Annotated in this window: 18 protein-coding genes; 13 read left to right on the top strand and 5 right to left on the bottom strand. The window is 64.5% G+C overall.

Going from position 1 to position 19,420, the window contains the following annotated elements; translation table 11 throughout:
* Nucleotides 1-53: 53 nt before the first annotated feature.
* The 4 genes from RHPLAN_RS01660 to rplT all read left to right on the top strand — a co-directional run bounded on the left by RHPLAN_RS01660 (nucleotide 54) and on the right by rplT (nucleotide 2,878).
* Nucleotides 54-1,262: a glycosyltransferase gene (locus RHPLAN_RS01660; RefSeq protein WP_198164674.1), complete on the top strand. Its 1,209-nt coding sequence runs from the start codon at nucleotides 54-56 to the stop codon at nucleotides 1,260-1,262.
* 164 nt (nucleotides 1,263-1,426) lie between these two features.
* The gene (gene infC / locus RHPLAN_RS01655; protein ID WP_198165040.1) at nucleotides 1,427-1,966 is read left to right on the top strand and encodes a translation initiation factor IF-3; all 540 of its coding nucleotides are present in this window, start codon (nucleotides 1,427-1,429) and stop codon (nucleotides 1,964-1,966) included.
* Between the two features lie 233 nt (nucleotides 1,967-2,199).
* Entirely contained in the window at nucleotides 2,200-2,400 is a 201-nt protein-coding gene (gene rpmI, locus RHPLAN_RS01650; protein ID WP_068013279.1) for a 50S ribosomal protein L35, read from the top strand.
* A 103-nt stretch (nucleotides 2,401-2,503) separates the two neighbouring features.
* Nucleotides 2,504-2,878, top strand: a complete 375-nt coding sequence (gene rplT / locus RHPLAN_RS01645; RefSeq protein ID WP_068013277.1) for a 50S ribosomal protein L20 — start codon at nucleotides 2,504-2,506, stop codon at nucleotides 2,876-2,878.
* A 121-nt stretch (nucleotides 2,879-2,999) separates the two neighbouring features.
* On the opposite strand, the gene RHPLAN_RS01640 is transcribed toward rplT, so the two are convergent.
* Complete coding sequence (locus RHPLAN_RS01640; RefSeq protein ID WP_157099996.1) at nucleotides 3,000-3,398, bottom strand: hypothetical protein; 399 nt, start codon at nucleotides 3,396-3,398, stop codon at nucleotides 3,000-3,002.
* Nucleotides 3,399-3,536: 138 nt separating this feature from the next.
* Between RHPLAN_RS01640 and pheS the strand changes: the two genes are divergently transcribed.
* Nucleotides 3,537-4,619 carry a phenylalanine--tRNA ligase subunit alpha gene (pheS, locus tag RHPLAN_RS01635; protein WP_068013273.1) on the top strand — a complete coding sequence of 361 codons (1,083 nt, stop codon included), beginning with the start codon at nucleotides 3,537-3,539 and terminating at the stop codon, nucleotides 4,617-4,619.
* Nucleotides 4,616-7,039 carry a phenylalanine--tRNA ligase subunit beta gene (gene pheT, locus RHPLAN_RS01630; protein ID WP_068013272.1) on the top strand — a complete coding sequence of 808 codons (2,424 nt, stop codon included), beginning with the start codon at nucleotides 4,616-4,618 and terminating at the stop codon, nucleotides 7,037-7,039. Before pheS ends, pheT begins: the two co-directional genes overlap by 4 nt.
* Before the next feature lie 235 nt (nucleotides 7,040-7,274).
* On the opposite strand, the gene RHPLAN_RS01625 is transcribed toward pheT, so the two are convergent.
* Entirely contained in the window at nucleotides 7,275-8,132 is an 858-nt protein-coding gene (locus RHPLAN_RS01625; protein WP_068013270.1) for a VOC family protein, read from the bottom strand.
* Nucleotides 8,129-9,001 (bottom strand): VOC family protein, encoded by an 873-nt coding sequence (locus RHPLAN_RS01620; RefSeq protein ID WP_068030385.1) that lies wholly within the window; start codon nucleotides 8,999-9,001, stop codon nucleotides 8,129-8,131. Before RHPLAN_RS01620 ends, RHPLAN_RS01625 begins: the two co-directional genes overlap by 4 nt.
* Before the next feature lie 151 nt (nucleotides 9,002-9,152).
* Here RHPLAN_RS01620 and RHPLAN_RS01615 point away from each other — a divergent pair, with 151 nt between their 5' ends.
* Together RHPLAN_RS01615 and RHPLAN_RS01610 are read left to right on the top strand one after the other, a co-directional pair.
* A complete protein-coding gene (locus RHPLAN_RS01615; RefSeq protein ID WP_084244141.1) occupies nucleotides 9,153-10,715 on the top strand; it encodes a UbiD family decarboxylase in 1,563 nt (520 codons plus the stop codon).
* A 208-nt stretch (nucleotides 10,716-10,923) separates the two neighbouring features.
* Nucleotides 10,924-12,084 (top strand): alpha/beta hydrolase family protein, encoded by a 1,161-nt coding sequence (locus RHPLAN_RS01610; RefSeq protein ID WP_068013266.1) that lies wholly within the window; start codon nucleotides 10,924-10,926, stop codon nucleotides 12,082-12,084.
* A gap of 10 nt (nucleotides 12,085-12,094) precedes the next feature.
* Here the strand turns inward: RHPLAN_RS01610 and RHPLAN_RS01605 are convergent, their stop codons facing one another.
* Entirely contained in the window at nucleotides 12,095-13,615 is a 1,521-nt protein-coding gene (locus tag RHPLAN_RS01605; protein WP_084244139.1) for a flavin monoamine oxidase family protein, read from the bottom strand.
* Between the two features lie 213 nt (nucleotides 13,616-13,828).
* On the opposite strand from RHPLAN_RS01605, the gene RHPLAN_RS01600 reads away from it, so the two are divergent.
* Together RHPLAN_RS01600 and RHPLAN_RS01595 are read left to right on the top strand one after the other, a co-directional pair.
* Complete coding sequence (locus RHPLAN_RS01600; protein WP_084244137.1) at nucleotides 13,829-14,647, top strand: YiiX/YebB-like N1pC/P60 family cysteine hydrolase; 819 nt, start codon at nucleotides 13,829-13,831, stop codon at nucleotides 14,645-14,647.
* Nucleotides 14,648-14,721: 74 nt separating this feature from the next.
* Entirely contained in the window at nucleotides 14,722-15,465 is a 744-nt protein-coding gene (locus tag RHPLAN_RS01595; RefSeq protein ID WP_068013263.1) for a sulfate transporter family protein, read from the top strand.
* Here the strand turns inward: RHPLAN_RS01595 and nth are convergent.
* A complete protein-coding gene (gene nth, locus RHPLAN_RS01590; protein ID WP_068013261.1) occupies nucleotides 15,455-16,282 on the bottom strand; it encodes an endonuclease III in 828 nt (275 codons plus the stop codon). The genes RHPLAN_RS01595 and nth overlap by 11 nt on opposite strands.
* 23 nt (nucleotides 16,283-16,305) lie before the next feature.
* Between nth and RHPLAN_RS01585 the strand changes: the two genes are divergently transcribed.
* The 3 genes from RHPLAN_RS01585 to gpmI all read left to right on the top strand — a co-directional run bounded on the left by RHPLAN_RS01585 (nucleotide 16,306) and on the right by gpmI (nucleotide 19,400).
* Nucleotides 16,306-16,830, top strand: a complete 525-nt coding sequence (locus RHPLAN_RS01585; protein ID WP_068013259.1) for a DUF2244 domain-containing protein — start codon at nucleotides 16,306-16,308, stop codon at nucleotides 16,828-16,830.
* A gap of 48 nt (nucleotides 16,831-16,878) precedes the next feature.
* Nucleotides 16,879-17,775, top strand: a complete 897-nt coding sequence (locus RHPLAN_RS01580; protein ID WP_068013258.1) for a methylated-DNA--[protein]-cysteine S-methyltransferase — start codon at nucleotides 16,879-16,881, stop codon at nucleotides 17,773-17,775.
* A 98-nt stretch (nucleotides 17,776-17,873) separates the two neighbouring features.
* Nucleotides 17,874-19,400 (top strand): 2,3-bisphosphoglycerate-independent phosphoglycerate mutase, encoded by a 1,527-nt coding sequence (gene gpmI, locus RHPLAN_RS01575; RefSeq protein ID WP_068013257.1) that lies wholly within the window; start codon nucleotides 17,874-17,876, stop codon nucleotides 19,398-19,400.
* Nucleotides 19,401-19,420 lie beyond the last annotated feature (20 nt).

The following is a 19,420-nucleotide window of genomic DNA, read 5'->3' as shown; positions in this document are numbered from 1 at the left end:
TCCGGCGCAAGGGATTTGTGCGGCTTCGTCAGAACCGGGTCCGAACGATGGCGATGGCCGAGACCGCCGAGCAGCGCGTGCTGCCCCGAACGCTGGCGGGCGCGACGGTGCTGCAGATCGTGCCGGCGCTCAACGATTCGCCGCAGGTGCGCACCACGATCAGCGCAGCCCACGCGCTCATCCAGGTCGGCGCGCGCATCATCATCGCCGGTGAGTATGGCGACTTGGTCGATCAGCTGAAGAGCTTCGGCGGCGAATGGCTGCCGTTCGAAAGCGCGACGATGAATCCAACCAAGCGCCGCGCCAATGCCGAGTTGCTGACGAAATTCATCGACACCGAGCGTGTCGCCATCGTGCATGCCAAGAGCGCAAGCGCAACTTGGAGCGCAGCGGTTGCAGCACAACGAAACGGCGTCCGCCTGATCACCGAGCTGCCCGATCTGCCGCGGCGGCGGATGTGGCTTGCGACGTTCTATCTTGGCGCACTCAGCCGCGGTGACCGCATCATCTCGCATTCGGTGTTCAATGCGCGGCCGATGATGAAGCGCTATGGCATCCCGCCGGAGCGCATCAGCGTCATTCCGCGCAGTCTCGACCTGCGCCACTTCAATCCTGCGAATGTGCCGCCCGAACGGGTCACCAAGCTCCGCCAGATCTGGGGCATTCCGCACGGTGCGCGCATCGTTCTGGTGCCGGGGCGAATAGCGCCGCCGAACGGTCATCTGGTGCTGGCGCACGCCGCGCGCATTCTGGCCAAAGGCGGCATGCGCAACGTGACCTTCGTGCTGGTCGGCGACGATCAGCGCTATCGCCGCTTCGTCGGCAAGTTCTGGAAGGTCGCGCAGGCAGAGGGCGTCGATGCCCTGTTTCGCGTGGTCGGCTTTCACGAGGACATGCCGGCAACCTACGCGGCCGCCGACTTCGTGGCGGTGCCCTACACGTCGGCGCCAATCTACGGTCGCGTGGTCGCCGAAGCCCAGGCGATGGCGAAACCTGTCATTGCCTCGTCGATCGGCCCGCTGCCGGAAAACATGATCACGCCGCCGCGCATGCCCGAGGAACTGAGCACCGGGTGGGAGGCGAAGCCCGGCGATCCGGTCGATCTCGCCAAAGCCATCGAGACCGCACTGGCGCTCGAGCCCGACGATTATCGCGCGCATTCGGCACGGTCGCGCCAGTTCGCCGAATACACCTTTTCACCAAATCGCGCCGCGGCCGCGACACTGGAAATCTATGCGTCGTTGCTCGAATCGCTGGATTGAACAGGACCATCCGCGACTCAGGCGATCGGACGGCGCCGGTCCAACCAACCTTTGTCTATCAAAAAAGCCGCATGAAACCGGCGTTTTTGGTCCAAACCGGCGTTGACTTATTAACCGGCAATCCCGATTCTCCCTGCTTCCACAACAGCAAGGAGTTTGCACCCATTCGCCGCCCAATGAGACAGCCGGCCCCCGTCCAGAAAGACGGCCCGCGCATCAATGAGGAGATCCGTGTCCGCGAGGTCCACCTGATCGACAAAGACGGTGCCAACCTCGGCAACATGACGCCTGCAGAAGCCCTGGCCAAGGCCCAGGAGGCCGGCCTGGATCTCGTTGAGATTTCACCCAACGCCACGCCGCCAGTCGTCAAGATTCTCGACTTCGGCAAGTACAAGTATCAGGAACAGAAGAAGCAGGCTGAAGCCCGCAAGAAACAGAAGGTCGTCGAGGTCAAGGAGATCAAGCTCCGGCCGATGATCGACGACCACGACTACCAGGTGAAGATGCGCTCGATGGAGCGTTTCTTCGAAGAGGGCGACAAGGTCAAGGTGACGCTCCGGTTCCGCGGCCGCGAAATGGCCCACCAGGAGCTTGGCACCAAGCTTTTGAACCGGGTGAAGGACGACACGACCAAGCAGGCCAAGGTCGAATCCGAGCCCCGGATGGAAGGCCGCCAGATGGTGATGATCCTCACGCCCCGCTAATGGGCTGATACTGTTAACGAATTCAGGATTTTACGCCCGCGGCCCCGGCTGCGGGCGTTTTCTTGTTTCGGTTGTCTTTTCAACAGTCCTCTGCCATAAACCCGGCCTTCCGCCGCCCGGCTGATAAGGGCTGCCGTGGCGGCGGAGCTGATCCATCAGCACGCTCATGTGAGCATTTTCCGGCTGGACCGGGCCTTTGGCCTGCGTCGGATGCCGAACCGAAGGAGAGCAAAATGCCCAAGCTGAAGACCAAGTCGGGCGCCAAAAAGCGCTTCCGAATTACCGCGAGCGGCAAGGTGAAGTCGGCGATGGCCGGCAAGCGGCACGGCATGATCAAGCGGACCAAGAAGCAGATCCGTCAACACCGCGGCACCCGCGTGATGTTCAAGACCGACGGCGACAACATCATCCAATATTTCCTGCCGAACGGCTGAACCGGAACGGGCTGCCTCAGGTCAAAGACGCGCGTAAACGCGCTTTTCGGCCACAGTCCAGGATCGCATTCGTCACGGAATCTAGCTTTTCAGGAGATCAGTCATGGCTCGCGTCAAACGCGGCGTCACTGCCCACGCCAAGCATAAGAAGGTCTACAAGGCGACCAAGGGCCACTACGGCCGGCGCCGCAACACCATCCGCATCGCCAAGCAGTCGATGGAAAAGGCGATGCAATACGCCTACCGCGACCGCAAGAATAAGAAGCGCACGTTCCGCGCCCTTTGGATCCAGCGTCTGAACGCCGCGGTGCGGCCGTTCGGCCTGAACTACTCGAAGTTCATCGATGGGCTCGCCAAGGCGGGCGTCACGGTGGACCGCAAGGTGCTGTCGGAGATCGCGATCGCGGAGCCGGCGGCATTCGCTGCCATCGTCGAGAAGGTCAAGGCGGCACTGCCGCAGCAGAAGGCGGCTGCTTAAGGCCCACAGCAATCATTCCGGGGCGCCGCGCAGCGGCGAACCCGGAATCCAGTTGCAAATTCGGTGCTTACGTCTGGATTCCGGATCGCCGCTTTGCGGCGTCCGGAATGACAAGCTGCAACTATTTGGCTTTCGTGCCGAACCGGCGCGAAGCGTTCACCGTGCCCTGCGCCTGACAGAACGCCGTAAAGGAGCGGTACATCGTGCCGCTCCTTTTGGCGTATTTGTCGTCGCAGCGCTTCTGCTCCCGGTCGTAGGCCTTCTTTTGCGCCTTGCTGAGCTTTGGCAGGAATTCAGGCTCACAGCGCTCCCGCACGGCTGCGGCGAGGCTGATGTCACCGCCAGCGCCATAGGCGCAGGCCTGCATGATCTCCAGCGCCTGCATGCAGCCCGGGGCCTTCCGGATGGCGTCCTCACGGGCGTCGAGGGCGAATTCCTCGACCGGGCAATCCTTGGCCTTCAAAGCCTGGAGCGGGGTGGCAAACAGCGTGGCCGACACGGCCAAAACCATCCGTCGCATCAAACCAGCCTCGATAGCTCCCACCGGTACCGATGCTCGCATGGCGTGCCGCGGCTGTCATCGCACCGTTATCGCCAAACTGAGGCTTGACCTGACGGGTGCCGGATGTCCAAAACCGACCGCTTTCGCGAGGTTTGAATGACCGACATTGCCATCCTGGAAACTGAGATTTCGACCGCTATCGCGGGCGCGCCCGACGAAGCCGCGCTCGAAGCCGTGCGCGTCGCGGCGCTGGGCAAGAGCGGCTCGGTGACCGCGCTCTTGAAAACCCTTGGAGGCCTGAGCCCGGACGAGCGCAAGGTCCAGGGACCGGCCATCAACGGCCTGAAGGACCGGGTCAACGCGGCGCTCAACGCCCGGAAGGAAGGCTTCAAGGGCGCAGCCCTCGACGCCAAGCTCGCGACCGAAACCGTCGACGTGACGCTGCCGGTGCGCGAGGCGCCGGCGGAGCTCGGCCGCGTCCATCCGATCAGCCAGGTGATCGACGAGCTGACCGCGATCTTCGCCGACATGGGCTTCGCGGTCGCCGAGGGGCCGGACATCGAGACCGACGACTACAACTTCACCAAGCTGAACTTCCCCGAGGGCCATCCGGCCCGCGAGATGCACGACACGTTCTATTTCAATCCGAAGCCCGACGGCTCACGGCTGCTGCTTCGCACCCACACCTCGCCGGTGCAGGTGCGCACCATGCTGAAGCAGAAGCCGCCGATCCGCGTCATCATTCCGGGCCGGACGTATCGCAGCGATTCCGATCAAACGCACACGCCGATGTTCCATCAGGTCGAGGGGCTTGTGATCGACAAGACCGCGCACCTCGGCCATCTCAAATGGATTCTCGAAGAGTTCTGCAAAGCGTTCTTCGAAGTCGACAACGTGAAGATGCGCTTCCGGCCGTCGTTCTTCCCGTTCACCGAGCCGTCCCTCGAAGTCGACATCCAGTGCAAACGCGACAAGGGCGAGGTGCGTTTCGGCGAAGGCGACGACTGGCTCGAGATTCTCGGCTGCGGCATGGTGCATCCGAACGTGCTGCGCAATTGCGGGCTCAATCCCGACGAGGTGCAGGGCTTTGCCTGGGGCATGGGGATCGACCGCATCGCCATGCTGAAATACGGCATGCCCGACCTGCGCCCCTTCTTCGAGGCCGACGTGCGGTGGCTGTCGCACTACGGCTTCCGGCCGCTCGACTTCCCCACGCTCGCCGGAGGCTTGAGCGCATGAAATTCACCCTGAACTGGCTCAAGGAGCATCTCGATACGGATGCTTCGCTCGACGAAATCGTGACGAAGCTCACGATGATCGGGCTCGAGGTCGAGAGCGTCGACGACAAGGCGGTGCTCGCTCCGTATGTCATTGCGCGCGTCCTTGACGCACAGCAGCACCCGAAAGCCGACCGGCTGCGGGTCTGCATGGTCGACATCGGCCCCTCGGGCGATGGCAAGCCCATCCAGGTCGTCTGCGGCGCGCCGAACGCGCGCGCCGGCATGACGGCTGTGTTTGGTCCTCCGGGCGCTTATGTGCCCGGCAAGAACATCACACTGTCGATCAGCAAGATCCGCGACGTCGAGAGCCGCGGGATGATGATCTCGGGCGCTGAAATCGGCGTCTCCGACGATCACGACGGCATCATCGAGCTTCCGGCCGACGCGCCGATCGGTCAGAGCTACGCGAAATATGCGGGCCTCGACGATGCGGTGATCGACATCAACCTCACGCCGAACCGGCCCGACTGCACCGGCGTCAGCGGCATCGCCCGCGATCTCGCTGCCGCCGATCTCGGCTCGTTCAAGGAGCGCACGCCGAAGGTCATCAAGGGCGAATTCCCCTGCCCGGTTTCGGTGACGCTCGATTTCGGCCAGACCCATCCGCTGTGCCCGGCCTTCGCGCTGCGGCTGGTGCGTGGCGTCAAGAACGGCCCGTCGCCGGAATGGCTGCAGAAGCGGCTGAAGGCCATCGGCCTGCGCCCGATCAACACGCTGGTCGATATCACGAACTTCCTGACCTATGACCGCGCCCGGCCGCTGCACGTGTTCGACGCCAGGAAGGTGAAGGGCAATCTCGTCGTGCGCCGTGCGAACAACGGCGAGCAGCTTCTCGCCCTCGACGGCAAGACTTACACGCTCGACAACGCCATGTGCGTGATCGCCGACGAAAACGGCCCGGAGTCGCTCGCCGGCATCATGGGCGGCGAGCATTCGGGCTGCGACGAGAACACCACCGATGTGCTGATCGAATCGGCGCTGTGGGACCCGCTCAACATCGCGCAGACAGGGCGCAAGCTCGGCATCAATTCGGATGCGCGCTATCGCTTCGAGCGCGGCGTCGATCCGAACTTCATGGTGCCGGGGCTCGAACTCGCCACGCAGCTGGTGATCGAGCTGTGCGGCGGTACGCCGTCCGAGGTCACCATCGCCGGCAAGGTCGAGACGATCGAGAAGGTGATCGATTTCCCGACCAGCGAACTGAAGCGGCTCGCGGGGCTTGATCTCGACTTCCCCGAGATGCGCCGCGTGCTGCAAAAGCTCGGCTTCATCGTCGTCGGTCAAGGCGGCCGCGTGAAGGTCTCGCCGCCGTCGTGGCGGCCGGATATCGAGGGCAAGGCCGACATCGTCGAGGAGATCGTCCGCATCGTCGGCGTCGACCGCATTCCGCTGACGCCATTCGGCCGCGGCGATGCTCCGCGCAAGCCGGTCCTCACCATGGCACAGGTGCGGACCCGCAAAGCGAAGCGCGCGCTCGCCGGACGCGGCATGACCGAGGCCGTGACCTGGTCGTTCATCTCCAAGCCGCAGGCCGAACTGTTCGGCGGCGGACAGAAGGAATTGGCGCTGGCCAATCCGATCGCCGCCGAACTCTCCGATATGCGGCCGAGCCTCATTCCAGGGCTCACCGCCGCCGCCCAGCGCAACGCCGACCGGGGCTTCCCCGATACGGCGCTGTTCGAGGTCGGGCAGATCTTCAAGGGCGACACGCCGGAGGATCAGTTCATGGCCACGACTGGCGTGCGCCGGGCGCTGGCGAAGCCAGCGGGCCCCGGCCGCCACTGGTCCGGCAAGGCTGAGAATGCCGACGCCTTCGACGTGAAGGCCGACGCGCTCGCCGTGCTCATCGCGGCAGGCGCCCCCGCGCAGGCGCTGCAAGTGGTGCCGGGCGGTCCCGCCTGGTTCCATCCCGGCCGCTCCGGCACGATCCAGATCGGGCCGCAGAACGTGCTCGGCTATTTCGGCGAGCTGCATCCGCGCACGCTCGAAGCGCTCGACGCCGAGGGCCCGCTGGTGGCCTTCGAGGTCATCCTTGAGCGCATCCCGGAGGGTAAGGCAAAGGCCACGCGGGCCAAACCCGTGCTCGAGTTGTCGCAATTCCAGCCAGTGACCCGCGACTTCGCCTTCGTGGTGGATCGCGCCGTGAAAGCGGGCGACGTCGTGCGCACCGCCCAGGCGGTCGATCGCAAGCTCATCACCGGCGTGTCGGTGTTCGACGTTTACGAGGGCGCAGGGATCGAGGCCGGCAAGAAGTCGATCGCCATCGCCGTGACGATCCAGCCACGCGACAAGACCATGACCGAGCAGGAGATCGACGCGCTGTCGGCCAAGCTCGTGGCCGAGGTTTCAAAACGCACCGGCGGCGTGTTGCGGGGTTAGCGCACTTCCCCGTCTGAATTGAAGCACGTCAGCGCAATACCCACCGACCGTCACCCCCGCGCTCGACGCGGGGGTCCATGACCCAATCTCGACAACGGAAGTCTTACGTAAGGCTGCCTTCGTCGCGGCCGCTCATGGATCGCCGGGTCAAGCCCGGCGATGACACCACCGCTGTGGTCCGCATAGACGTCCACAGCGCATTCAAGACGCGGACAACGCGTTTGTGCGCGTCACATCAATTGCGGAATTCCTTGATCTGCGGCTTGGCGCCCCATTCGCAGAATCCTTTGGGGTCGAACGGCAGCTGTCTCTCGCGATACATCAGCTCGTCGGCGATCTCGCGAACGCCCGACGAATATTCAAACACCATGTTGTCCGGGCCTTCGAAATACAGGAAGCGCGCCGACGATGTCGGATGCCGGCCGGGCCCGAACACCATCGGCACCTGCCGCTCCGACAGGAAATTGAACGAGCGCATCACATCGTCGCCGCTCTCGACTTGATGATTGATGTGCTGGATGCCGGCCCGGTTGGTCGGAAACAGCGCGATGGTGTGATGGACCTCGTCGATCCGCAACAGCGCGGCATCGCCGATGCGATCGCTGACGCGCGCATTGCAGACCTTGGTCCAGAAGACTTCGTCGCGCGCCGCGTCGGTGGTGCAGAGCCCGATGTGGCTGAATCCGGTGATGCCCGCGTCGCGCTCGCCGTGATAACGCCGGCTGCTCATGGCCGGCCGCCACACCAGCTCGATGCTGTTGCCGGTCGGGTCCTTGAAGGCGATGAAGCTTTTCACGCGGCGCAGCTCGGCCTCTTTGGCGGTGCCAAGGCGAACATGATGGCCGAGCTTCTCGAGCTCGGCCGCCGCCATGTCGAGCTCTTCGCGTTCGGCCACTTCGAAGGCCGCCGTCTGATCGGTTGGCGAGCCTTCGAAGTAGCAAAGCGTGTGCTCACGCTGATCGGATTTCAGGTAGACGCTGTCCTTCGAGCGATAGGCGACTTCAAGGCCGAGATAATCAGTGGCGAACTTGGTCGCGCCGTCGAGGTCTGCGGTGCCAAGGCGCACGTAGGAGACGTCTTGCAACTTGATCATGTCCCGGCCCTCCCGATGAATTCGGCAATCTTGCACTCGCTTCCCCAATCGCACAGCCCTTCCGGGCCTGCGGGAAACTGCCGCGGCCGGCGATCCTGCGTATCGACCTCGCCCTCCGCGACGAAACTGAACAGCACGTCAGAGGGGCCGGCGAACGTCACGAACAACTGTCCTGACGCGGGCCTGCGACCCGGTCCGTGCACGACGGGAACCTGCAAGTCGCGCAGGACGTACTGGTTCCGCATCAGCAGATTGACGTCCTCGACCGCATATTCGATCGCAAGGATGCCTGCCCGCGACGCCGGAAACAACGCCACCCGATGGTGCGCGCCGTCAAATCTCAGATAGGCCGCATCGCCGGCCCAATCGCTGACCTTGGCGCCGAGAACATCGGTCCAGATCGAGAGATCCTTGTCGACGTCGGTCGAACGCAAAATCACGTCGGCCAGGCCTTTGATGCCGGCGTCCCGGCTCGGAAAATAGCGCCAGCCAGAGTTCAGCGGGCGCACCACGAGTTCGATGCGGTTGCCGCTGAAGTCGGTGAACCACGCCATGTCCTTGACCTTGCGGCGCGCGCAGTCCTCGGCCGTGCCGCGGCCGGTGGTGAGCCCCAGCCGGGCGAGGCCTTCGAGCGCCGCTTCGAGATCGCTCGAATAACGAACCTCGAACGCGACCGATTGGCCCGCACCGCCAGGGGACTCGAACGCGAGCGTGTAGTCGCGAAAATCAGACCGGAAGGTCGCGACATCGGGCGTCCGGTCGATTGGCTCGAGACCGAGAACGCGCTGCGCGAAATCCGCCGCGCGGCCGAGATCCTCCGCCACAAGGCGCACGTAACGAAGCTGCTCCAGCGCCACGACCCCGGCCATATTCTTCATGCTCCATGCCGAAACGGCATGGAGCAATTCTTAGCGAATATTGGCCGCCTTCTCCAGATTTGGCCTATGGTTGCTGCGATACGAAAAAAGCAGCAGGGCGGCCCCAGGCCGCCTCAACAAAACAAACCGAGAGTGAAACGTCATGGAAATGAGCGTCCCGGTCGGCGGCGACAGCAAGACCGTCGAGCAGCCGAAAAACCAGCCCACCCGCGACCGGCGCAACTCCAGCGATCTCGACGTCTGGCTGGAGAAGGCCGAGGCGATGGGCGAGTTGAAGCGCATCACCGCCGAGGTCAGCTCCGATCTCGAGGCCGCGCACATCACCTACCTGGTGGGCCTCGAAAAGAGCCCGGCGCTGCTGTTCGAGAACATCAAGGGCCATCCCGGACAAAAAGCCCTCTACAACATGATCGGCTGCAACCTGTCGCGGTTCTGCCTGATGATCGGCGAGGAGCCGGTCGATCATCCGCTCAAGGCCGTGCAGCTTCTGCAGAAGAAACTCGGTCGCAAGATGAAGCCCGCCGAGGTGCCGGCCGAGAGCGCGATCTGCAACCAGAACATCGTCGAAGGCGACAAGATCGACATCCGCATGTTCCCGGCGCAGCGGATGTGGCCGCTCGACGGCGGCATGTATCTCGGCACCGCGGACTCGGTGATCACCAAGGATCCCGAGTCCGGCCGCATCAATGTCGGCACCTACCGCATGATGATCAAAGGGCCGCGCGAGATCGGCGTCTACACGTCGCCGGGCAAGGACGGCGGCAACGATCGCGACAAGTGGTGGAAGATGGGCAAGCCGGCGCCGATCGCGGCGGCCTACGGCATCGATCCGCTGCTGTTTCTCGTCGGCGCCACGAGCCTGCCGAAGACCGAGAGCGAGTACGAATACTATTCCGGCATCAAGGGCTCGCCGATCGAGCTGTTCACGTCGGACCTCACCGGTCTGCCGCTGCCGGCGCATGCCGAGATCATCCTCGAGGGCCATCTCTATCCGGACGAGACCTTCGCCGAAGGCCCGTTCGGCGAGTTCACCGGCTATTACGGACGGCCGAGCGGCGCCACGCCTTACATGCGCGTGGAGCGCGTGCGCTATCGCAACAACCCGACGCTCACCTGCGCGCTGATGGCCGACGGACCGTCGAACGAGTGCGGCCTGTTCTGGGCCGCGGTGCGCTCCGCCGGCATCTGGGCCGATCTGCAGAAGCTCGGCATCCCGGGCGTGCAAGGCGTGTGGTCCATCCCTGAAGCCGCCGGCTGGGGCATGACCGTGGTCTCGATCAAGCAGATGTATGCGGGCCACGCCTCGCAGGTGATGGCGCTCGCCGCGCAATGCACCGCGGGTGCCTACTTCGGCAAGTACATCATCGTGGTCGACGACGACATCGACCCGACCAACATCGGCCAGGTGTTGTGGGCCATGGCGACGCGCTCGCGGCCCGCGCAGTCGATCGATATCCTGCGTGAGACCTGGAGCACGTTCCTCGATCCGAGCCTTAATCCGCCGGAGCTGCGGCCTTGGGGTTCAAAGGCGCTGATCAACGCCTGCATGGACTACAAGCACATCAAGTCGTTCTCGCCGCGCACCAAGCTCGACAAGAAAACTTATGACCAGGTGGTGTCGCGCTGGCAGGAGCTTGGCTTGTCGGGCAAGCCGCCGGAGATCAAGATTTTCGAGGATAAGACGAGCGCCAAGGACGTGACTTGACGAACGCTGGTCGCTGCAACTTGTGCCACCACTCTCTCCACGAGTCATTGCCGGGCTTGACCCGGCAATCCATGATGAGGTGCAGCGGAGGCGGCCGTAAAATTTGAGCTGGTTGCGAGGTCTCATGGATGCGCGGGTCAAGCCCGCGCATGACACCGCCGGTGTGGCAACGCTGCCGAAACCTCTTGAAACTTGAAAGGAGCGTTGCATGAACGTCCAAGACAAACCCAAAGGCTCGCGCGAGCGCACGCTGGACGAGGTCAAGGCCGAGTTCATGCGGCGCGCTGGCAAGCTCAATCCGTTCGAGGACATCAAGCGCGAGGACGCCGAGAAGGTGATGGCCGCGCTCAAGAATCTCGACAAGGACCATTGGGCCGACGAGTGGAGCAAGATCGGGCACGCCTATGAGGCGCAGGGCGATGCGCTGGCCAAGAACAGCGGCGACCGCAACACGCTGCGCGAGCTCTACATGCACGCCTTCGACGCCTGTCGGGTCGGCCGCTATCCGTCGCCGGTGTCACAGGGCAAGCTCGCCGCCTACCACCACTCGCTGCGCATGTTCAGCAAGGCATCGAAGTATTTCGATCCGCCGCTGGAGATCGTCGAGATCCCGTTCGAGGGCAAAAAGCTCGTCGGGTATCTGCAAAAGCCACCGGGTGTCGCCAATCCTGCCGTGGTGATGCATTGGGGCGGCGTCGATGGCTGGAAGGAAGACCGGCTGCGCATCGCTCACGAGATCATGAAGGCCGGGCTCGCCTCCTTCACCATCGACATGCCGGGCAGCGGCGAGAACCCGGTGCTCTACGGCGACCCGCTCGCCGAGAAGATCTACTTCACCTGGCTCGATTATCTGCCGACGCGAACCGACATCGACGGCCGCAGCGTCGCCGTGTGGGGCGGCAGCTTCGGCGCCTACTGGGCGGCGCGGCTGGCGTTTACCGCCAAGGACCGCATCAAGGGCGCGGTGTTCCACGGTGGCAACGTGCACTACGGTTTCCAAAAGGAATGGCTGGTGCCGGCCTTCACCACTGGCGGGGCGACCTACCTGTTCGGCGCGCACAGCCTTCTGGAGGCGCGCGGCCGCGCGATGGGCGTGAAGACCGTCGAGGAGTTTCTCGAAGCAGTAGCGCCGCTGTCGCTCAAAACCATGGGCCTCATCGACAAGCCGTCAGCGCCGCTGCTCGGCGTCAACGGCAAGCTCGACGATCAGGCGCCGGTCGACGACATCTACCTGCTGCTCGAGCACGGCAATCCGAAGTCGGCAAAGATCTATCCGGAAGGCCATCACATGGGCCGCACGCCGGGCCAGCCCGCCGACGCGATCGCCACGATGATCGTCGCGTGGCTAAAGGAGCAGCTCACGCGGTGAGCGGCCGCGCTCAATCGAGCTCGCGCCTGCGCCTGGTCCTTCCACTGGATTTGCCACTGGATTTGCCGCCGCCCTTGGCGCTCGGCTTGGCTTTTGATTTCGGCGCGGGCTCCGGCTTGGCCTGCGGCTGTGGCTTCACTTGCGCCGTGGCGGCACGCGGCGGGGCGGGCTCAGGCTCGGCTCTCGGGGGCGGCGGCTCCGGCAAGCCCGACAGGCGGCGCAGCACCTGATCGGCCGCGCGCTCGCCGGATTCCCAGGCGCCGCCCACGGTGCCCCACAGCGTGTCGTGGGTGGCTTCACCGGCGAAATAAACCCGTTCGCGGATCGGCTCGCGCAACGCGGCACGCGCCCACTGGCCGCCGGGCGATGCGGTCGACGTCGCGCCCTGCACCCAGGGTTCGTTGTTCCAGCGCGTCGCCAGCGTGCGCTGCACCGCGCCCTTGACGTTGTTGCCGAACAGGCCCGAGAGCCACTGAACCGCGAAATCGACCGCGGCCATGTCACCCTGCGCCATCAGATCGCGCCCGAACTTGCCGCCGACCTCGATCACCGAGAGCGACGTACCGGACACGTTGGCCAGAAGCGCAGCCGTGCGAGGGCCGGACGCCTTCTCGAACACCAGGTCGTCGCGCTGCAGGCCGAGCGGATTGCCCGGCAGGTCAAGCGCGATGTGGTCGAGGCTCCCGAGCTTCAACGCCGCCAATGCATCCAGCTGGCGTTTCGGCAGGCCTCTATCGAACTTGATCCGCTCGGAGGCCAGCACGCCGATCGAAGCGGTGCAGATCATGTAGCGGCCCGAGACGATGCCGCGCGACGTGGTTGCCTCGACCCGAGCACCCTTGCTGGTGTCCACCGCCGTGATCGGCGAGTCCATCTCGACCGGGATTCCCTCGGCGAGCTTTGCGAGCAGCGCGCCGTAGCCCTGACGGCAGAAAGCCGCGATGTCGCGCTCAACCGACCTGCTGAAATCCTGCGCCGATATCTCGCGCAGGTCGCGCCCGGTCGCATAGGGACCCAGCGTGAACTCAACAGTGGGCTGCCAATCGCCCAGGTCCTTCGGCAGAGCACGCAGACAGTCCATGTCGGCCCTGCCGCGCGCCGCCTCGGCGATGCTGCGGTTGGATCGCACGATCGCCGACAGATAGTCCTCGAGTTCGCCTTCACGGGCGTTGCGCTCGCCGATCCGCACCCGCTGGCCCGACGGCGCCTGGTAGATATCGAGCCCGGTTCGCGGCGCGAGCTTGGTCAACGGGTTGATGTCGGGCGACAGGATCCAATGCGCGCCGCGATCGAACGGCACGCTGAAGCTGCGCGTGTCGGTGAAGCACCGGCCGCCGATGCGGCCCGCGGCCTCGACCATGGTGAAGCTTCGGCCCGCGGCCGAAAGCCTGCGCGCCGCCGCGATGCCGGCGGCGCCTGCGCCCACGATAATGACGTCGATATCGGCCGCCGCACCCTGGCCGAACGCAGGTCTCGCCGCTAACGCGGCTGCGGCGCCTGCGAGGAATGTGCGTCGGCTGGGTTGGCTCACGACGGTTCACGGCTCATGGTTGGTAAATGGTTTTTACGCCGCGGCGCAGCGAACGCAATCCCCGCGTGAAATGGGCACTTGGCCGCTTCCACGGTTCACGACCGGTTATCGCGATATCGCGGCTATGAACCGAATTGCAACGAGTCCCAGCTAAATTGTCGCACCGTAACGCGTGCGCGGGAGAAGCCCGCAAGCCGCGATCAGCAGGGCGTCATGAACTGGATGCTCAGTGGGTTGGGTCAGAAGATCGCGGCGTATCTCGATCGCGCGGAGCTTGGCTATGAGCCGTTCACACCGAGCGACCCGATTGCATTGCGCGCCACGCTCCGCCCTGGCGACGTGCTGCTGGTCGAGGGCAACAACCACGTCTCCGGCGTCATCAAATATCTAACCCAGTCGACCTGGTCTCATGCCGCGCTTTACGTCGGCCCGATCGGCGAGCGCACCACCGCCGATGACGAGCCGCTGGTGCTGGTCGAGGCCGTGCTGGGCCAGGGCGTGATCGGCTCGCCGCTGTCGAAATACGACAATTTCCACACCCGCATCTGCCGCCCGATCGGGCTCACCAAGGATGACTGCGCCCGCGTCTGCACCTACGCGGCCGAGCGCATCGGCTTCGACTACGACGTCAAGAACATCTTCGACCTGCTGCGCTATCTGTTTCCGCTGCCGGTGCCGCAGCGCTGGCGCCGGCGCTTGATGTCGCTCGGCTCCGGCCATCCGACACGGATCATCTGCTCGGCGCTGATCGCTCAGGCGTTCGAGCACGTGCGCTATCCGATCCTGCCGAAGATCACGCGACTGAAGAGCCGGACCGCACGCCGCGAGATGCTGGAAATCCGGCACTCGTCGCTCTACGCACCGCGCGATTTCGACATCTCGCCCTACTTCCAGCTGGTGAAACCCACCATCGAGAATGGCTTCGATTACCGCCGTCTCGCCTGGAAGCACCTGCCGCAGACCCACGAGCCGGTCCCGGCCGTGCCAGAGCTGGATGACATTCCGCAGGGTGCGGCCGCAGCGCCGCATTAGGATCGCGGCTCCAGGCTTGCCCGACAGCCTGATCGCGCCTACCTCTGCGAAGCCGCAGAGGGGCCACAGGGGCTATGTTCGACGCCGCCATCAAATCGCTTTCCCAGATGTTCTCGCCGGAGTTCCGGCGCGTGCTGCTCAAGTCGATCGGGCTTGCGCTGCTGATGATCATCCTGATCGGCATCGGGCTGAACTGGCTGTTCGACTGGCTCACGAACGCCGGCGCCGCCTGGGCCGAAGCCGGCGTGGGCGGCCACACCGTGTGGAACGTCATTTCGTGGATCATCAAAATTGCGGCTGCGCTCGGCGTCATCACCGGCGCAATCTTTTTGATGCCCGCGGTCACGGCCTTTGTCGGCTCGTTCTTCGTCGATGAGGTCGGCGAGATCGTCGAGCGCACCTACTATCCGGCCGAGCCGCCGGGCCGCGAACTGCCGCTGATGACCGCGATGGTCCAGGGCACCAAGACCGCGCTGCTCGCAGTCTTGGTCTATCTCTGCGCATTGCCGTTTCTGCTGTTCGCAGGCCTCGGCCTCGTGATCATGTTTCTCGCCACCGCGTGGCTTCTCAGCCGGGAGTATTTTCTGCTCGCCGCGATGCGCTTCCGTTCACCCGACGAAGCCAAGGCGATGCGCCGCGCCAACAGCACCAGCATCCTGATCGCCGGACTGCCGATCGCACTGTTCGTCTCGATCCCGGTGATCAACCTCGCCACGCCGCTGTTCGCCATGGCCATGATGGTGCATGTGCACAAACGGCTGTCGGGCCAACGCGTCGAATTGATCCCACCGCGGCGCGGCCAGAGCATCACGCGCTGACAATCTTGCCCGGCCATTTGCAAAGATCGGCGATGACGCATTTCTCGCACAAGGGTTTGCGCGCCAGGCACGTGTAACGGCCGTGCAAAATGAGCCAGTGGTGGGCGTGCAGCATGTAGTGCGCCGGGATCACCTCGAGGAGCTTCATCTCCACGGCCAGCGGGTCTTTGCCTGGCGCCAAGCCGGTGCGGTTCCCGATGCGAAAGATGTGCGTGTCGACCGCCATGGTCGGCTGGCCGAACGCGATGTTGAGGACCACGTTGGCCGTTTTGCGGCCCACGCCCGGCAGCTCCTGAAGCTCCTCGCGGGTGCCGGGCACCGTGCCACTGTGCTTCGCGATGAGCTGCTCCGACAGCGCGATGACGTTCTTGGCCTTGGTGCGAAACAGCCCGATGGTCTTGATCAGTTCGCGCACGCGATCTTCGCCGAGCCCGACCATCTTTTCCGGTGTGTCGGCCAACGCGAATAGCGCTGGCGTCGCCTTGTTGACGCCGGCGTCGGTCGCTTGCGCCGAGAGCACCACGGCGACCAGGAGCGTGAACGGATTGATGTGATGCAGTTCGCCCTTGGGCTCGGGCATCGCTTCCTGAAATCTTCGGAACGCTTCCTCGATTTCAGCTTTGGTCCAGGGCTTGGTGGTGCCGTGCATCGCCTTGATATTGGCGCTGACCTGAGCCTTTTTCGGCTTCACCTTGGCGGCGTTATTGGTTCGTTGGCCCTTGCGGGCCTTTTTCACCGCCGCCTTGGTTTTTTTGGCGGTTTTGCCCCGCGCCGGGGGCTGCTTTTTCGTCGTTCGACTGGTCGTTTTCTTGGCCATCTTTGCCCTATATTTGGTGCAGCATGACCGTACAAAATCCGCTCGACAACGAGTCTGGCTCCGAGCCCACGCTTTTTTCGGCGATCATCACCCCGCACCGGTCGCTGAACAGCACGGGGTTCTTCGTCGTCATGGTGTTGGTGTCCGGCTTCAGCTTCTTCGCCGGTATGGTGTTCTTCCTGCTCGGCGCCTGGCCGGTGGTCGGCTTTCTCGGGCTCGATGTGCTCCTGGTCTACTGGGCGTTCCGGGCGAACTTCCGCTCGGCCGCGGCCTTCGAGCAGGTCGTCGTGACACCGTCGGAGCTCCGCGTGCGGCGCGTCAGCCACCGCGGGCAGGTCTCGGAATGGACGCTCAATCCGTGCTGGACGCAGATCGTTCGCGACGCCCACGAGGAGTTCGGTTTGCTGCACCTCTATCTCGTCTCGCGCGGGCGAAAGCTCGCGGTCGCGGGTTTCCTGTCGCCGCCGGAACGGGAAAGCTTTGCTGCGGCGCTTTCCACCGCATTGGGCGAAGCCAAGCGCGGCCCGACCCGAGCCGCCGCGATCTAGTCAGGAACCGGGTGGGTCTGCTGTGCTGCGCGGCCTAGATGGAGAGCAATGATGGAGGACACCATGCTCTCGCCGGACCTGATCAACGACTTGAAATCGTCCACCGCGGCCTCGACCGACTACGACATCGTCCGCCGCGCCATCGCCCATATCCGCGGCAACTGGCGCACCCAGCCGGAAATCGAACAGATCGCCGAAGCTGCCGGCGTGACGCCGACCGAGCTGCATCACCTGTTTCGCCGCTGGGCGGGGCTCACGCCGAAAGCGTTCGTCCAGGCGCTGACGCTCGACAGCGCCCGCGAGCTCCTTCGCTCGTCGGCCAGCATCCTCGATGCCTCCTACGAAGTGGGCCTGTCCGGCCCCGGCCGGCTGCACGACCTGTTCGTCACCCACGAAGCGATGTCCCCCGGCGAATGGAAGACCGGTGCCGAAGGCGTCACCATCTCGTATGGCTTCCACCCCTCGCCGTTCGGCACAGCGCTGGTGATGGCAACCGAGCGCGGCCTCTGCGGCCTCGCCTTCGCCGATATCGGCGAGGAGAAGGCTGCCCTCGTTGACATGCGAAGCCGCTGGCTCAAGGCGAAATACGTCGAGGACAGCGCCCGCACTGCGCCGATCGCGGCGCGCATCTTCGACAACGACAAGTGGCGGCCGGACCAGCCGTTGCGCGTGGTGCTGATCGGCACCGACTTCGAGGTTCGCGTCTGGGAGACCCTGATGCGCATCCCGATGGGCCGCGCCACCACCTATTCGACGATCGCCAACAGGCTCGGCAATCCCAAGGCCTCGCGCGCGGTCGGCACCGCGGTTGGCAAGAACCCGATCAGCTTCGTGGTGCCTTGCCACCGCGTGATGGGCAAATCCGGCGACCTCACCGGCTATCACTGGGGCCTGACCCGCAAGTGCGCGATGCTCGGCTGGGAGGCCGGCAAGGTCGCGGCGTAAGCAGCGGCCCTGCTGCTCGGAACCGCCTGCACGGCCAGCGATTGACGATCGCGGGCTGATGCGGAAGAACACCGCAAAGTCGCAGCGAGGTTCCGTACATGCAGAAGCGCCGCCCGGTGATGCTGGTCATATTGGATGGTTTTGGCTGGCGCGAGGAAAGCGCCGACAACGCGGTCCGCCAGGCCAAGACGCCGACCTTCAGCAAGCTGTGGGACACCGGGCCCCACGCATTCCTGAACACGTCCGGCCGCGATGTCGGCCTGCCTCCCGGCCAGATGGGCAATTCGGAAGTGGGCCATCTCAACATCGGCGCCGGCCGCGTGGTGATGCAGGACCTGCCGCGCATCGGCGATGCCGTCGCATCGGGCGAGATCAAGTACGCGCCGGCCTTGAAGGGCCTGATCGAGGCGATGAAGAAAAGTGGTGGCACCTGTCACCTCATCGGGCTCGTCTCGCCCGGCGGCGTGCATTCGCACCAGGACCACGGCGCGGCATTGGCGAAGATTCTCACCGATGCCGGCATTCCAACGGTGGCCCACGCGATCACCGACGGCCGCGATACGCCGCCGCAATCGGCCGGCGATGACCTGAAGAAGTTCGTCGCGGCGCTGCCGAAGTCGGTGCCGGTCGCGACCGTCATCGGCCGCTATTACGCGATGGATCGCGACAAGCGCTGGGATCGCGTCGCCAAGGCCTATGCCGCGATGGTCGAGGCCGAGGGCCCGCGCTTTCCCGATCCGCAGGCCGCGATCGCAGATGCTTATTCGAAAAAGCAGTTCGACGAGTTCGTGATCCCGGCGGTGATCGGTGACTATCACGGCATGAAGGATGGCGATGGCGTGCTGTGCTTCAACTTCCGCGCCGACCGCGTGCGCGAAATCCTCGGCGCGATGCTGGACGCAAATTTCGACGGGTTCGAACGCAAGCGCACGGTCAAGTTCACCACCGCCGTCGGCATGACACAATACAGCGACCACCTCGACAAGCTCATGAAGGCGATCTTCCCGCCGCAGACCTTCGCCAACATCCTTGGCGAGGTGGTGGCGAACAACAAGCGCACCCAGCTCCGCATGGCGGAGACCGAGAAGTATCCGCACGTCACGTACTTCTTGAACGGCGGGCGCGAGGAACCTTATGCGGGCGAAGACCGCATCATGGTGCCCTCACCCAAGGTCGCGACCTATGACCTGCAGCCCGAGATGTCGGCGCCCGAACTCACCGACAAGGCGGTGGCCGCGATCAACTCCGGCAAGTACGACCTGATCGTGCTGAACTTCGCCAACCCGGACATGGTCGGCCACACCGGAAGCTTGCCGGCTGCGATCAAGGCGGTGGAAACGGTCGATACTGGATTGGGCCGCATCGCCGACGCCATCGCCAAGTCGGGCGGCGCGCTCCTCATCACCGCCGACCACGGCAATTGCGAGATGATGCGCGACCCCGAGACCGGCGGGCCGCACACCGCGCACACCACCAATCCGGTGCCGATCGTGCTCACCGGTGCGGGCAATCGCGCGCTGCTGGCCGAAGGCCGGCTCGCCGACATTGCGCCAACGCTGCTCGAATTGATGGATCTGCCGAAACCGCCGGAGATGACCGGCACGTCGCTGCTGCGGGGGAATTAGACCGTCTCTCGTGAAGTCAC

The organism is Rhodoplanes sp. Z2-YC6860, from assembly GCF_001579845.1.
Classification (GTDB): domain Bacteria; phylum Pseudomonadota; class Alphaproteobacteria; order Rhizobiales; family Xanthobacteraceae; genus Z2-YC6860.
Note: the sequence above shows the minus strand (reverse complement) of the source record. Positions and strands in the feature narration are given on the sequence as shown.

What these genes read in the sequence shown, in the direction of transcription:
- RHPLAN_RS01660 (WP_198164674.1), top strand. Translation starts at nt 54, where the DNA reads ATGGCCGAGACCGCCGAGCAGCGCGTGCTGCCCCGAACGCTGGCGGGC.
- RHPLAN_RS01580 (WP_068013258.1), top strand. Translation starts at nt 16,879, where the DNA reads ATGATGGAGGACACCATGCTCTCGCCGGACCTGATCAACGACTTGAAA.
- RHPLAN_RS01585 (WP_068013259.1), top strand. Translation starts at nt 16,306, where the DNA reads ATGACCGTACAAAATCCGCTCGACAACGAGTCTGGCTCCGAGCCCACG.
- RHPLAN_RS01640 (WP_157099996.1), bottom strand. Translation starts at nt 3,398, where the DNA reads ATGCGACGGATGGTTTTGGCCGTGTCGGCCACGCTGTTTGCCACCCCG.
- pheS (WP_068013273.1), top strand. Translation starts at nt 3,537, where the DNA reads ATGACCGACATTGCCATCCTGGAAACTGAGATTTCGACCGCTATCGCG.
- RHPLAN_RS01610 (WP_068013266.1), top strand. Translation starts at nt 10,924, where the DNA reads ATGAACGTCCAAGACAAACCCAAAGGCTCGCGCGAGCGCACGCTGGAC.
- nth (WP_068013261.1), bottom strand. Translation starts at nt 16,282, where the DNA reads ATGGCCAAGAAAACGACCAGTCGAACGACGAAAAAGCAGCCCCCGGCG.
- RHPLAN_RS01600 (WP_084244137.1), top strand. Translation starts at nt 13,829, where the DNA reads ATGAACTGGATGCTCAGTGGGTTGGGTCAGAAGATCGCGGCGTATCTC.
- RHPLAN_RS01595 (WP_068013263.1), top strand. Translation starts at nt 14,722, where the DNA reads ATGTTCGACGCCGCCATCAAATCGCTTTCCCAGATGTTCTCGCCGGAG.
- RHPLAN_RS01625 (WP_068013270.1), bottom strand. Translation starts at nt 8,132, where the DNA reads ATGATCAAGTTGCAAGACGTCTCCTACGTGCGCCTTGGCACCGCAGAC.
- rplT (WP_068013277.1), top strand. Translation starts at nt 2,504, where the DNA reads ATGGCTCGCGTCAAACGCGGCGTCACTGCCCACGCCAAGCATAAGAAG.
- RHPLAN_RS01620 (WP_068030385.1), bottom strand. Translation starts at nt 9,001, where the DNA reads ATGGCCGGGGTCGTGGCGCTGGAGCAGCTTCGTTACGTGCGCCTTGTG.
- pheT (WP_068013272.1), top strand. Translation starts at nt 4,616, where the DNA reads ATGAAATTCACCCTGAACTGGCTCAAGGAGCATCTCGATACGGATGCT.
- RHPLAN_RS01615 (WP_084244141.1), top strand. Translation starts at nt 9,153, where the DNA reads ATGGAAATGAGCGTCCCGGTCGGCGGCGACAGCAAGACCGTCGAGCAG.
- gpmI (WP_068013257.1), top strand. Translation starts at nt 17,874, where the DNA reads ATGCAGAAGCGCCGCCCGGTGATGCTGGTCATATTGGATGGTTTTGGC.
- rpmI (WP_068013279.1), top strand. Translation starts at nt 2,200, where the DNA reads ATGCCCAAGCTGAAGACCAAGTCGGGCGCCAAAAAGCGCTTCCGAATT.